Source organism: Burkholderia anthinoferrum (assembly GCF_002925705.1).
Lineage (GTDB): Bacteria > Pseudomonadota > Gammaproteobacteria > Burkholderiales > Burkholderiaceae > Burkholderia > Burkholderia semiarida.
In genome coordinates, this window is sequence record NZ_LFZP01000063.1 from 23,613 (window position 1) to 36,417 (window position 12,805).

12 protein-coding genes are annotated in these 12,805 nt (G+C 67.0%); 3 read left to right on the plus strand and 9 right to left on the minus strand.

The features are described from left to right. The first annotated feature begins 119 nt into the window (after positions 1-119). Positions 120-1,196, plus strand: a complete 1,077-nt coding sequence (locus tag C5F75_RS36525; protein ID WP_143328734.1) for a fimbrial protein — start codon at positions 120-122, stop codon at positions 1,194-1,196. A gap of 42 nt (positions 1,197-1,238) precedes the next feature. On the opposite strand, the gene C5F75_RS29835 is transcribed toward C5F75_RS36525, so the two are convergent. Both C5F75_RS29835 and C5F75_RS29840 read right to left on the minus strand, forming a co-directional pair. After that, positions 1,239-4,256 (minus strand): hybrid sensor histidine kinase/response regulator, encoded by a 3,018-nt coding sequence (locus C5F75_RS29835; RefSeq protein ID WP_059576251.1) that lies wholly within the window; start codon positions 4,254-4,256, stop codon positions 1,239-1,241. Between the two features lie 173 nt (positions 4,257-4,429). After that, positions 4,430-5,098 (minus strand): response regulator, encoded by a 669-nt coding sequence (locus C5F75_RS29840; protein WP_059576254.1) that lies wholly within the window; start codon positions 5,096-5,098, stop codon positions 4,430-4,432. A gap of 526 nt (positions 5,099-5,624) precedes the next feature. On the opposite strand from C5F75_RS29840, the gene surE reads away from it, so the two are divergent. Next, positions 5,625-6,404 carry a 5'/3'-nucleotidase SurE gene (gene surE / locus C5F75_RS29845; protein WP_059576257.1) on the plus strand — a complete coding sequence of 260 codons (780 nt, stop codon included), beginning with the start codon at positions 5,625-5,627 and terminating at the stop codon, positions 6,402-6,404. Positions 6,405-6,479: 75 nt separating this feature from the next. On the opposite strand, the gene C5F75_RS29850 is transcribed toward surE, so the two are convergent. From C5F75_RS29850 to C5F75_RS29870, 5 genes are all read right to left on the minus strand, one after another. Next, complete coding sequence (locus C5F75_RS29850) at positions 6,480-7,307, minus strand: SDR family NAD(P)-dependent oxidoreductase (RefSeq protein ID WP_060010367.1); 828 nt, start codon at positions 7,305-7,307, stop codon at positions 6,480-6,482. A gap of 113 nt (positions 7,308-7,420) precedes the next feature. Then, positions 7,421-7,888, minus strand: a complete 468-nt coding sequence (locus tag C5F75_RS29855) for a cupin domain-containing protein (RefSeq protein ID WP_059576260.1) — start codon at positions 7,886-7,888, stop codon at positions 7,421-7,423. Positions 7,889-8,071: 183 nt separating this feature from the next. After that, on the minus strand, positions 8,072-9,424 hold the full coding sequence (locus C5F75_RS29860; RefSeq protein ID WP_089465314.1) for a pyridoxal phosphate-dependent decarboxylase family protein: 1,353 nt from the start codon (positions 9,422-9,424) through the stop codon (positions 8,072-8,074). 20 nt (positions 9,425-9,444) lie between these two features. Next, positions 9,445-9,744 carry an ArsR/SmtB family transcription factor gene (locus C5F75_RS29865; RefSeq protein WP_104013169.1) on the minus strand — a complete coding sequence of 100 codons (300 nt, stop codon included), beginning with the start codon at positions 9,742-9,744 and terminating at the stop codon, positions 9,445-9,447. Positions 9,745-9,933: 189 nt separating this feature from the next. After that, the gene (locus C5F75_RS29870) at positions 9,934-10,815 is read right to left on the minus strand and encodes a LysR family transcriptional regulator (RefSeq protein ID WP_104013170.1); all 882 of its coding nucleotides are present in this window, start codon (positions 10,813-10,815) and stop codon (positions 9,934-9,936) included. A 127-nt stretch (positions 10,816-10,942) separates the two neighbouring features. Here C5F75_RS29870 and C5F75_RS29875 point away from each other — a divergent pair, with 127 nt between their 5' ends. Then, positions 10,943-11,980 (plus strand): aldo/keto reductase, encoded by a 1,038-nt coding sequence (locus C5F75_RS29875; RefSeq protein ID WP_059576272.1) that lies wholly within the window; start codon positions 10,943-10,945, stop codon positions 11,978-11,980. 119 nt (positions 11,981-12,099) lie between these two features. On the opposite strand, the gene C5F75_RS29880 is transcribed toward C5F75_RS29875, so the two are convergent. Beyond that, complete coding sequence (locus C5F75_RS29880; protein ID WP_179231754.1) at positions 12,100-12,519, minus strand: type II toxin-antitoxin system VapC family toxin; 420 nt, start codon at positions 12,517-12,519, stop codon at positions 12,100-12,102. Beyond that, positions 12,519-12,770: a type II toxin-antitoxin system Phd/YefM family antitoxin gene (locus tag C5F75_RS29885; RefSeq protein ID WP_059576355.1), complete on the minus strand. Its 252-nt coding sequence runs from the start codon at positions 12,768-12,770 to the stop codon at positions 12,519-12,521. Before C5F75_RS29885 ends, C5F75_RS29880 begins: the two co-directional genes overlap by 1 nt. Between the last annotated feature and the right edge of the window lie 35 nt (positions 12,771-12,805).

Genomic DNA, 12,805 nt, shown 5'->3' on the forward strand with positions numbered 1-12,805 from the left:
GTGGCCGCGCGTGGTCCGGCGCGGCTGATCGCCCGCGAGCATGCCGTGCACGACATGAACCACGACCCATTCATTTACGAAGCAAGCGTACGCCTTGCTTCTTTTCAAAGGAGCAACGGGTGAAACCATCCACGAAACCTCGCTTATCCGCTTCGCGCGGTTGGAATGTCCTACTGTCGCTTCTTGCATTGGGATGTGCACCGTTCATCCTGTCGGACGCCGCTCGCGCATGTTCGTTTCCCGGCGATGCGCCTCCACCATTGTCTCCGACGCTCCAGACGAGCATTACGAGCAACCGGGACGCGAAAAATCCCGGCACGCTCGTGAATTCGGGCGCACTCAGTGAACAGCAAAGAACCACCTACTTCATAGGCCCGGACTGCGACGGCAAACAGTATAGAGTCCGGTCACCGGGAAAACTGGTTCCCGGCATCACCTTTTCCTATGGAGGAAAATCGCACCCGGTATATGAAACCGGCATTCCCGGAATCGGCTACGCACTCATGGCAGCGGTACAGAACGGCGCCAGCCCGCTATCACCGTGGTCCCCCGTTACTTCGGACTGGACACAGATTCCGGTGTACCCCTCCAGCTCGGACCTCTACGCTCGCGTTGCGCTTGTATTCAGCGGAGCACTCGTTTCGGGCTCCTATTCCATCCCCTATACCAAAATCGGAGACGTTTACTTGGACCAGGGCTCTGGAGGTCGTGCTTCCGCGATTTATATGAACCCGCTCAGGATCAACATCACCGCCACCAGCTGCTCACTGACGTCGGCCACGCAGAGCAGCGTCGCGCTACCGGAGCTGTTTGCCCCCAGGCTGGCTTCGGTGGGCGACGTGTCCACCGAATCCGGCACCACATCGCTCATGGTCAATTGCAAGCAATCGACCGGCGTCTACGTCACGTTGACCGATGTCGTCACGCCAACGAACACTGGAAACGTTCTCAGTCTCGCTCCCGAGGCGACGGCAACGGGTATCGGCATCCAGCTCTTCAAGGAGGGAAGTTCGACGCCGCTCGGTTTCGGCCCCGATTCCTCATTGAAAGGCAACACCAATCAGTGGCTCGCAGGCAGAGTGACGGGAAGCGGCACCCTGACCATTCCGATCGTCGCGAAATACGTGAAGACCGCACCTAAAATCACACCGGGGCAAGTCAACGCGCGGGCGTCCTTTACGCTTTCGTATCAATAGAGCCGAAGCGGATCGGGACAACCAGCCGTGCGCCGCCATCGGTCAGTTCGAGGTACGCGGCGCTCGCGTTTCGGCGCCGGACAACCGCTCCAGCGCGGCCGCGATCGTCGCGCGGCAGGCCGGCCATGCCGGCGCGAGCCCTTCCACGCCTTCATCCATCGCGATACGTTCCGCGCGCGCGCATGCGTCCCGTGTCCGCGTGTCGCCGGCCAGCGCGAAACCGCCTCGCAGCGAGTGCAATTCGGTCTTCAGCGTGCCGATATCGCCGCTCGCCAGCGCCGCGTCGATTGCCGCGAGCGAGCGAAGCGTCGCCTCGCACAGTTTCAGCCGGATCTCGTCGGTCATCGCCGGCTGCTTGCCGTGATCACCATGCTCCACGGCGGGCGAGCCGGAAGCCGCATGCCGCCTCAGCGCGGCATCGAGCGCCGACATCGACAGCGGCTTGAGTACGACTTCCGCGGCACCCACCCGTGCGCAGCGTCGGTAGTCTTCCTCCGTCGCATGCGCGGTCATCGCGATCACGGGCACCGTTGCCCCCTGTTCCCGCAGGAAATTCGTCAGCGCGTAGCCGTCGAGCTCCGGCATGCCCAGATCGGTCAACACGACATCGAACGGATGCTCGAAGAACGCCCGCATCGCCTCCACGCCGTTGCTGACGATTATCGCGTCGTACCCCAGCGCATCGAGCTGGTCGCGCAGCAACGCGCGGCTCGCGGGATGGTCCTCGGCAACGAGCACCCGCAACGGCGCGCGCGTTGGGTCATCCGGTTCCGGCCTGGCGTCGGCCGCCGCGTCGTGCTCGAACGTATCCGCACGCCATCCGGCCGGGGCGGCCGGCAGCGGCAGTGTCGCGGTGAACGTCGTGCCTTCGTCGACGCGGCTGTCGACGGTCAGTTCGCCGTGCATCAGCGTGGCGATATGGCGGCATAGCGGCAGCCCGAGGCCGGTGCCGCCAAAGCGGCGATAGGTCGATGCATCGGCCTGGATGTAGACGTCGAACAAAGCCGGCATGCGGTCGGCGGGTATGCCGATGCCGGTGTCCGCGACGCGTATTTCGAGGCCGCGCCTGTGGGCGCCGATGCGCGCCGGCCCTGCCGAGAGCGTCACGCTGCCGCGTTCGGTGAACTTGATCGCGTTGCTGACGAGGTTCGACACGAGTTGCCGCAGGCGGGTCGGGTCGCCGACATAACCATCGGCCAACTCCGCCGACACGGCGCACTCGAGCGCCAGTCCCTTTGCATCGGCGAGCGGACGGAAAAACGCCGCGATGTCGAGCAGCAGACGGCGGGGGTCGAACGGCATGACTTCCAGCGTCATCTGATTCGATTCCGCCTTCGACAGGTCCAGCACGTCGTTGATCACGCGCAGCAGCGCATCGGACGACGACACGATCGTGCCGAGCCGGCGCCGCAGCGGCGGCGCCATCTGCGCGTGCGCCATCAACTCCAGGTTGCCGATGATCGCGTTGAGCGGCGTGCGGATCTCGTGGCTCATCGTCGCGAGGAACGTCGACTTCGCCTTGTTCGCGAGTTCGGCCGCTTCGCGCGCCTCGCGCAGCTTTTCCTCCGCCTGCTTGCGCACCGTGATGTCGAGCAGCGTGCACAGCAGCACGTCGATGCCGCGGTACTTGGTGCGCGCGATGTGCGCGTCGAAATAGACGATGCCGGCCCCCGCGCGCTCGACGGCCAGCTCTCGCGTCACGCGCTTGCGCGCGTTGCCGGCCGGGGCGCCGTCCCGGTACGCGCGCCACAGCAGTGTGCCGAGCGGCTCGCCCGCCACCTCCCGCTCGTACGCGATCATCGCTTCGTTGCGCATGATCGCCTCGCCATCGGCAAAGGACAACAGCACGAGCCCGGCCGGCGCGGTCCGGATCAGTGTACGGTTGAGCGCCTCGCTTTCGATCAGGCGAATTGCACGGCGATTCGCCGGACGCAGCGCGCGCCGGTCGAAAGACACGATGGCGCCCCACAGCAGCCCAATGGCGAACACGGCGGCCCCGAGCGTCACGCCGAGGGCGGCGGCAATATCGTACAGAACGCCGCGCCACGAGAGCGTCGCCATCAGCACCGCATCCGATTCCCGTATCTGGCTGCCGATGACGAAGTGCGTGCCGACACGACGAACGACCGTTTGCGTGCGGCGCGCGTCGGCGAGCGCCAGGGCGGCTGTCACATCATCGGGTTGACGGCCGACCAGCAGATTGCCGCCGACGTCGACGAGCGCGTAGTCCGCGCCGATGCTCGACGGACGCACGATCTCGTCCATCTGCGGCCGGCTGTTGGTGATGAACCAGGCGACCGGCTTGCCGTTCGCGCCGCGCACCGGTTGCACCAGCCGCAACACGGCGCGCCCGAGCACCGGGTCGAATCGACGGTCGAGCGTGATCGCGTTCGCCGCGGAAGCCGCCGGGGCGGACGCGCCGTCGTTCAGCGGCCGCAGTTGCCGAACGAGTGCCCGCACGTCGAAACCGGCCGGCCACGAGAGCGCTCGCTTGACCACCGGATACCCCATCGCGACAAGATAATCGCCGTTCGAATCGATCAGATAGGACGCGAATACCGAAATCGCCGGTTTCGGCGGCAGCACGCCGGTCGTCTCCACCTGTCCGAGAAAGTTTTCGAGATAGGGCAGGCGCGTATTCGCCGGATCGGCTGACGGGACATCGACGAAGGCCGCGACCGCAACCGGCCCGATCCGGCCGACCAGGGTTTGTTTACCGCGCTTGCCGTCGAACAGCCCGGGCGAGCCCGGCGCAATGACGGGGCCGTGCGCCCAACGCTGCTCCATGTTGTCGACATAGCGATTCTGCAGCGCCTTCATCACCTCCAGCTCGGCAAAGAACTCCGCCTTGCGCTCGGTGAAGTCAACGCGGGCGCGCTCGAGGGATTCCTTCACATCGAGCAGCACGACGAGCGCCGCACACACCAGAATGAACACCGAGATCGCGGCGCCGCTTGCATACAGCAGGAACTGCTGCTGTCGCCTCACGCGAGCCGGTTCGAATGACTTGCGACCCGTCGGCGTGGCGGACGAAAGAAGTCTTTTCAGTTTTGCAGGCATGTCGTGTCGATCTCGTCACACGCGGCCGCGGATGCCGCATCGTTTACCGACCTCCACGCGTCGGCGCCCCGAAAACAGCGTTGTCGCGCGGCGCGCACCGCCGACACGCACATGCATCGTTTCAGCGGCACTGGCCCGCAGCGGAGTCGGAGCACAGCCGGCCCGCGGGCGCGTCACGTCCGCGACGCCTCGTCGTCGGGTGCGCCGTCGAGATCCTGTTCGCCGTTGTAGCGGATCAGATCCGCGTCGCGCACGATACCGAGTTTCTTCATTGCGCTCGACTTTTGGGAACTGACGGTCTGCTTGCTCCGATGAAGCTGCGTGGCGATCTCGCCCACCGTGTAGCCCGCACCGAACAATCGCACCACCTCGATTTCGCGCGTGGTCAATGCGCGCGCGGTGGGCTCGGGTTTGGCGTCGTGCAGGAGTTGCTTGATGTATGGCGACGTGTAGCTCGCACCGACGTACGCGGCATGCACGGCGCCGATCAGGTGCGAGATCGCATCGGACTTGCTGAGAATGCAGCTCACGCCCCGCTTGTGGATCGCGCGCAGCACGCTCGGATTGTCGATCATCGTGATCGTCACGATGCGCAGCGCCGGATAGCGCCGCTGCAGGAACGACAGCAGCACGAGCCCGTCGCCGTACTTGCCGCCCGGCATCACATAGTCGAGCACGAGCACGTCGCTCTGCTGCACGTCGAGCGCTGCAACCAGGTCCGTCGAATTCGAAACGGTGCCCACGAGCCCGATCGTGCTGTTGCCTTGCAGCGCCTGCGACATGCCCAGCGCGGACGCGGGATGATCGTCGGCTACCATCACGCGCACAAAAAATTCTTCCATGTTCCTGTTTCCGCCGAGGCTTTCGGTGATGCGCCGCTTCCCCGCCGCGATGGGAAGCATGCTCCCACCATCGTGTTGCAGGCCGTACTCGGCATACCGGGCAATAGCGGCTCAATTTTAGAATAATTTCCGGTTCGTCCGGAAATCGGCGTGCGGCCGAGCAGCGGACGGTACGCGCACTGCGCCGGCAGTGCACAGGATATGGCCGCACGTCCCCGTCGTGCGGATTTTTCGAAGTTATCGACGACTCGCCGCTTTTTACACGATACCGGAGCCGGCCACGCGCCCGCGAGGCATGGTCGCCACGCTACGTGGCGCGCTTTGGACAGCTCGGCTCGCCGGGCAGTTGCGAATTGCCAGGATGTCGGTGAGGCACCGCATAACGGCATTACCTGAAGGCGAATCGCTGAAATTCTGGCAACATGACTCGAGAAACCGATCCCCGGTCGACGCCGGGAGTCATATCAGCCTCGTGGCTTGCGCCACGCCGCACTTCTCCTCATTGCCTTCCGCGAGGATCGTCCCGATGCAAGAAACCCGCCCGCTGTTCGATCGCGTCCTGCTCACCAACGACGACGGATTCGACGCTCCCGGCCTTGAAATACTCGAACAGGTCGCCACGCAACTCGCCCGCGAAGTGTGGATCGTCGCGCCCGCCGAAGACCAGAGCGGCACGTCGCATTCGCTGAGCCTGCACGAACCGCTGCGCGTGCATCGCAAGGGCGAGCGCCGCTTCGCGGTGCGCGGCACGCCCGGCGACTGCGTCGCGATCGCGGTCAGCCACCTGATGAAGGGCGCGCGGCCGGACGTCGTGCTGTCGGGCGTGAATCGCGGCGCGAACCTCGGCACCGAAACGGTGTTTTCCGGCACGGTCGGCGCCGCGATGACGAGCATGCTGGTCGGCGTGCCGGCCATCGCGCTGAGCCAGGCGTTCACGGATCGCAACGCGGTGCCGTGGGGCACCGCGCTCGCGCACGCGCCGGACGTCATTCGCCGGCTCGCCGCCGCCGGCTGGGACAGCGATGCGTGCCTCAACGTCAATTTCCCGCCGCGGCCGGCCGACGACGTGCGCGGCCTGAAGGTGACGAACCAGGGCGCCGGCACGCTGCAGGGCGTCGAAATCGTGTCGGGACGCGATCCGCGCGAGATCGACTATCACTGGCTGAAGCTCGCGCGTGCGCCGCGCGATGACGATGCGGATTCGGAAACGGTCGCGCTCGGCGAAGGGTATATCGCGGTCACGCCGCTGAAGTTCGAACGCACGCACGACCAGGCGCTCGCGCGGCTGCGGTCGAACCTCGGCTGATCGATCCCCCTGCGAACGAACCCGGCGGTTGCGTACACGATGCGCGCACCGCCGCCGGTTCTCCGCGTCACCCCGTCACGTCAGGTTCAACCCGCCATCGAGCATCACGATCTCGCCCGTCACGTAATCGGACGCGACGAGCATCGCGACCGTCTGCGCGATATCGTCCGGCGTCGCCGCGCGACGCATCGGCGCGCGCTCGCGCCACAGCTGCTGCGCTTGCGTCCAGTCGGCGGTCAACGGCGTATCGACAAGCCCCGGCGCGACCGCATTGACGCGAATCGCCGGCGCAAGCGTGCGCGCGAGCAGCCGCGTCGTGTGATTGAGCGCGGCCTTCGCGGCCGCATACGGAATCGACGCGCCCTTCGGCCGCACGCCCGCATGCGAACTGACGTTCACGACGCACCCGGCACGCCCGTGCGACGCCGCCTCGCGCAGGGCGGCCTGCGCTTCGGCGACGAGCCGGAACGGCGCGATCACGTTGATCTCGTGCATTTCGCGCCACACGTCGGGCGTGGCCGCCGCGAGGTCGTCGTGCGCAATCACGCGGCTGACGCCCGCGTTGTTGACGAGCACGTCGAGCCGCCCGTGCACGGCGAGTGCGTCGCGGATCAATCTCACGCGCTCGGCGTCGTCGGCGAGATCGGCCTGCACATAGGCGCCGCCAAGTTCGCGCGCCATCGCACGCCCGGCGTCGGCCGAGGTGCGCGAATGCAGGATCACCGCGTAGCCGTCGGCCGCGAGGCGCCGCGCGACGGCCGCCCCGATTCCCGACGTCGAGCCGGTCACGAGCGCGACCGGCCGATGCACGCGCGACGCGCGCGGTTCGCCGGCAGCTTCGGCTTCGGTTTCAGGAGCCGTTTCGGAAATCGGGGCAGACATCGGCGGGAGCGGCGCGTCCATGGCGTGGAACCTTTCAGTGGCGTTCCCGCATCATAAGCGCGACAGGGTCGCGAGAAGCGAATTCATCGTGATTGACCGAACGGCCCGCTCCGTCGATGACGTTCGATCCGCCGTCACGGCGCCTTCGGCAGCTCGACATACTCCTCGAGCTGGCCGGCGATATACAGCCGCTTGCCGATACGCGGGTATTCGCACACGTCGTGTTCGAGCCGCTGCCCGCCAACGAGCAGCTCCAGCGGCGCCTCGCCGGTGTTCTGCACCGTATGCGCGTCGCCGCCGCGCGGAAAACCCAAAAAATCGCCGGGCCCGATTTCGCTGGCGTGCCCGCCGATCGTCACCGTGCCGGTGCCGGACAGCACGTACACGAATTCCTCTTCGTACAGATGGCGGTGATATTCGGCCGATTCGTGACCGGGCATCAGCGTGAGCAGATGAACGCCGAATTGCGTCAGGCCGGTCAGGTCGCCGAGTTGCCGCTTCAGACGAACGGCATTGGGATTGAGCGAATGCACCTCGCGCGTCGGTTCCATCTTCGCGATATCGGCGGCCTTCAGCAGTTCCCGGGGAAAGGAAGTCGACATGGGGATCTCGCAAGCGTGAATGCTTCGGTTGAACGCGCGGTGCCGGCGCGGCCCGCGCGATGACTATTGTCCGACATTTTCACGCCTGCGGATGTGTCGCGCGCCCCGCATGCCGCGCGGCACTTCATCGAACGCCAGAAAGTTGCGTACGCAACCGTTACGACGTCGGACGACGCGTGACGCTCAACCCGCGTGCACGCCGCGCAACCTCGTCAGCAATGCGACGAGCCGATCGATGTGCGCATCCTCCGTGCGCCACGACGACACGCTGATCCGGAACGCCGGCCGCCCCTGCCATACGGTCGCGCCGAACCACACGTCGCCCGACGCCTGCGCGGCTTCGAGAATCGCCGCCGTTTCCTCGTCGGTGCCGGCGCGCACGAGCACCTGGTTCAGCACGACGCGATTGATCACGTCGTAGCCGGCCGCACGCAGGCCATCCGCGACGCGCGCCGCCTGCGCGCAATGCCGCTCGACCATCGTCGCGACGCCCGCGCGGCCGAGCGAGCGCAGCGCGGCCCACACGGGAATGCCGCGCGCACGCCGCGAGAATTCGAGGTTCAGATTCTTCTGCGCATCCTGCGCGCCGCTCAGGTACACGGCGTCGCTGTTCATCGCGGTGGCGAGCGCGGCCGCGTCGCGGCAGATCACCATCGCGCCGTCGTACGGCGTGTTGAGCCACTTGTGACCATCGGTCGTCCAGCTGTCCGCGCCGTCGACGCCGTCCGTCAATGCGCGCTTCGACGAGGCCCGCGCCCACAGGCCGAACGCGCCGTCCACGTGGACCCACGCGCCGGCCGCCTTCGCGGGCGGAATCAGCGCCGCGAACGGATCGAATTCGCCGGTGTTCACTTCGCCGGCCTGCACGCAGAAGATCGTCATGTCGTCGAGCGGCGGCAACTGCGCCGGGTCGATCCGGCCGTGCGTATCGACCGGCGCGACGACGATGCGCTTCATCCCGAAGCCGAGTACGCGCAGCGCCTTCTTCACCGTGATGTGCGCGAGCGCGGAGATCACGACTTTCACCTCGGGGGCGCCGATCAGCCCGTCTTCGTCGATATCCCAGCCCTGGCGCGCGAGCAGCGCGCGCCGCGCGGCCACCAGCGCGACGAGCGTGCAGGCCGTCGCGCTCGTGCCGAAACCGACCGCGCTGCCTCCGGGCAACCCGAGCGCCTCGACGACCCAGCGCGCGGCCTGGCGCTCGAGCGTCGCGGCCACCGGCGAATTCGCATACGACGACGCGCACTGGTCCCACGCGAGCATCAGCCGCTCGGCCGCCGCCGCGGCCGGCAGCGTCGCGCCGATCACGAAGCCGAAGTAGTTCGGGCCATTCGATGCGACCGTCGCGGGCGTGCCGCGCTCGTCGAGCAGGCGCAGCACGTCGTCGGCCGGGCGGCCCGTATCGGGCAGCGGCTCGTCGAACGCCGCAAGGCCGGCGAGCGCCCCCGCATCGGGAAACGCGCGCCGTTCGTTCGTCGCGGCCAGATACGCGTGCGCGCGCCGGTCGGCATCGGCCAGCAGTGCAAGTTCATCCATGTCGGTTGCCTCGGTCGGAGTCAGAGTTGCGAGAGATCGCGGCCGAGCTGCCGCAGCGCGCCGTCGATCCGCTTGTAGTACGTGAACTTGCCGACGCGGGTCGCCTGCACGAGCCCGGCATCCGCGAGGATGCGCATGTGGCGCGTGGTCGTGGCCGGCGCGATGCCCAGTTTCTCGGTGATGTACGTGCAGCACACGCCGAGCGCGTCGACATCGCCGTGCGGCTGCGGCGGGAAATGCTTGCGCGGCTGCTTGAGCCAGCGCATCACGGCCAGACGGCTTTCGTTGGCCAGGGCGCAGAGGCGGGTGACGTCGTCCATAGGGTTCGGCTTCGTTTGTCGTTTTGAATATTAGCTAAATGACGAAATGTGGGCAATGAATCCGAGGCGCGCTTTTGGCGCGTGGTGTGGCTCGCCACGCGCCGGCATCGGGCGCCAGCGCCGATGCAATCGCAGCGATATCGCCGCCGCAACCGCTCGCCGCTCGTACGCGGCGCAAGCAACGTGCCGCTACGCCAGCGCCTGCGCGAGCCTGTCGATCAACGCCCGCACGCGCCGCGGCTGCGCGACGCCGCCCGGATAGACGATCTGCAGATCCACGTCGCCCGGCGAGAACGCGCCGAGCACCTCGACGAGCGCGCCCGACGCCAGATCCCGCTCGATATCGACCAGCGACTTCAGCGCGATACCGTGCCCCGCGACGCACCACGCACGTACGAGCGCGCCGTCGTTGGCGACGCGCCGGCCGCGCACCACCACGCGCTTCAATGTGCCGTCGATGCTGAACGGCCATTCGGCATACAGATCCTGGCCGAAGCGCATCACGATGCAGTCGTGCTCGGCGAGTTCGTCCGGATGCCGTGGCGTGCCATGTGCGGCGAGATACGCGGGCGACGCGCACACCGCGCGCCGCGCCCGGCCGAGCGAGCGGCTGCGCAACGAGCTGTCGGCCAGCGTGCCGCGGCGGATCGCGAAATCGAGCCCCAGCCCGACGAGATCGACATATCCGTCGCCGAGATGCAGGTCGACCGTCACGCCCGGATGCTCGGCCAGGAACGCGTCGACGACCGGCACGACCCGCTCGCGGCCGAGATCGGCCGGCGCGCTGAGCCGCACGGGCCCCGACAGCGTCTGCATGCCCAGCCGCACACGGCTTTCCAGTTCGTCGGCCTCGGCGAGCAGGCGTCGCGCGCCGTCCACCAGCGTGCGCCCCTCGTCGGTCAGGCTGATCGCGCGCGTCGTGCGCGTGAGCAGCGCGGCGCCGTAGTGGCGCTCGAGCGCCGTCAGCCGTTCGGACACCGTGGCCGGCGACAGGCCGACCTCGCGGCCGGCCGCGGCCAGCCCGCCCTTCTCCACGATGCGCAGGAACAGCGCGAGGTTGTCGAGCAGCATTGTTCGCTCCATCCGAAGGATATTTTCGTCATCTTCCGGATTATCTGGAAAAGCCGCAAACGGTACAGTGATCGCGTGACGATCGACGCGCGGCCGCGCCGCGCTCACACGACGAAAGGAAATGCACATGGAATACCGTACGCTCGGCCGCTCCGGCCTCAAGGTCCCCGCCCTGAGCTTCGGCGCCGGCACCTTCGGCGGCACCGGCCCGCTGTTCAGCGCATGGGGCAATACCGGCGTCGACGAAGCGCGCCGCCTGGTCGACATCTGCCTCGAAGCCGGCGTCAACCTGTTCGACACGGCCGACGTGTATTCCGACGGCGCGTCCGAACGCGTGCTCGGCGCCGCGCTCAAGGGGCGCCGCGACCAGGCGCTGATCTCGACCAAGACGGGCCTGCCGACCGGCGACGGCCCGAACGACGCGGGCACGTCGCGGGCACGGCTGGTGCGCGCCGTCGACGACGCGCTGCGCCGCCTCGACACCGACTACATCGACCTGCTGCAACTGCACGCGTTCGATGCGAGCACGCCGGTCGAGGAAGTGATGTCGACGCTCGACGATCTCGTGCGCGCGGGCAAGCTCCGTTATATCGGCGTGTCGAACTTCGCCGGCTGGCAGATCATGAAGTCGCTCGCGGCGGCCGACCGGCACGGCTGGTCGCGCTACGTCGCGAACCAGGTGTACTACTCGCTCGTCGGCCGCGACTACGAATGGGACCTGATGCCGCTCGGCGCCGATCAGGGCCTCGGCGCGCTGGTGTGGAGCCCGCTCGGCTGGGGCCGGCTCACCGGCAAGATCCGGCGCAACGCGCCGCTGCCCGAACGCAGCCGCCTGCATGAAACGGCCAGCTACGGGCCGCCGGTCGACGACGCGCGCCTGTACGACGTGGTCGACGCGCTCGACGCGATCGCGGAGGAAACCGGCAAGACGGTGCCGCAGATCGCGCTGAACTGGCTGCTGCAGCGGCCGACCGTGTCGTCGGTGATCGTCGGCGCGCGCGACGAGGAACAGTTGCGGCAGAACCTCGGCGCGGTCGGCTGGGCGCTGACCGATGCGCAGATGGCGACGCTCGATGCGGCGAGCGCGGTGGAAGCGCCGTATCCGCATTTCCCGTATCGCCGGCAGGCAGCGTTCGCGCGGCTCGATCCGCCGATGCGCGGGTAAAGGGCAACGCTGACGCGGCGGCGCGACTCGTCGGTCGCGCCGATGTTCGATGCCCGCGAAGACGACTGCGACCAGCGGCAGAATCCGATTTCGCCTCGGGAGCAAGTTGATCTATTCGCTCAATCCCACGGATTCAGAATCGCGACACCGGTTTCAACAAAACCGGCAACGTTGCGCGTCACGACCGTCATGCCATGCACGATCGCCGTCGCAGCAATGAGCGCGTCCCGCTCGGATCGCCGGTCCGGCACATGGAGCCGTGCGCATCGTTGGGCGACGGCGGTATCGACCGGTAACACGCGCCCAGCGAACTCGGGCAGCACGTGCCCGTCAAGCCATGCCCTGAGAAGCGCCCCCTGTTCCGTGCCTCTGCGCTCGACCTGCAAGACACCGGTCTCCAGCTCCATGATCGTGATGGCCGAGACAAACAGCACCGACGCATCGACGGTCGAACACCAGGCCGCCACGTTCCTGTCCGCCTTGCCCGCCCGCACTTTCCGGAGTTCCGAAACCACATTGGTATCAAGAACGAACATCATCAGAAGCCGACCTCCTTGATTTTGACGTTTGCGGGCGGCGGGTCGAACTCAATGTCCTCGACACCCGGCATAGCGAGCGAGTCGGCAATGTTGCGCCGCTGCCGGGTGAGACGCTGGTATTCCTCGAAACTCAGCAGCACATGGGCCGGCCTGCCGCGGTCGGTGATGAACACGGGGCCATCCTTCGTCGCCTTCTTTGCCTTGGTCACGTCCTGGTTGAGCTCACGACTCGAGAGGGTGGTGATGGTCACGATGGACTCCTGGAAGCCATATATGTAGGTATGTT

Excerpts from the sequence above, each read along its gene's own strand:
- C5F75_RS29870 (WP_104013170.1), bottom strand. The coding sequence starts at position 10,815 with ATGCTGCTCGACAACCTCGCGCTGTTCCTGCGCATCGTGGAGAAGGGC.
- C5F75_RS29855 (WP_059576260.1), bottom strand. The coding sequence starts at position 7,888 with ATGTCGACTTCCTTTCCCCGGGAACTGCTGAAGGCCGCCGATATCGCG.
- surE (WP_059576257.1), top strand. The coding sequence starts at position 5,625 with ATGCAAGAAACCCGCCCGCTGTTCGATCGCGTCCTGCTCACCAACGAC.
- C5F75_RS29875 (WP_059576272.1), top strand. The coding sequence starts at position 10,943 with ATGGAATACCGTACGCTCGGCCGCTCCGGCCTCAAGGTCCCCGCCCTG.
- C5F75_RS29865 (WP_104013169.1), bottom strand. The coding sequence starts at position 9,744 with ATGGACGACGTCACCCGCCTCTGCGCCCTGGCCAACGAAAGCCGTCTG.
- C5F75_RS29860 (WP_089465314.1), bottom strand. The coding sequence starts at position 9,424 with ATGGATGAACTTGCACTGCTGGCCGATGCCGACCGGCGCGCGCACGCG.
- C5F75_RS29835 (WP_059576251.1), bottom strand. The coding sequence starts at position 4,256 with ATGCCTGCAAAACTGAAAAGACTTCTTTCGTCCGCCACGCCGACGGGT.
- C5F75_RS29840 (WP_059576254.1), bottom strand. The coding sequence starts at position 5,098 with ATGGAAGAATTTTTTGTGCGCGTGATGGTAGCCGACGATCATCCCGCG.
- C5F75_RS29850 (WP_060010367.1), bottom strand. The coding sequence starts at position 7,307 with ATGGACGCGCCGCTCCCGCCGATGTCTGCCCCGATTTCCGAAACGGCT.
- C5F75_RS29880 (WP_179231754.1), bottom strand. The coding sequence starts at position 12,519 with ATGATGTTCGTTCTTGATACCAATGTGGTTTCGGAACTCCGGAAAGTG.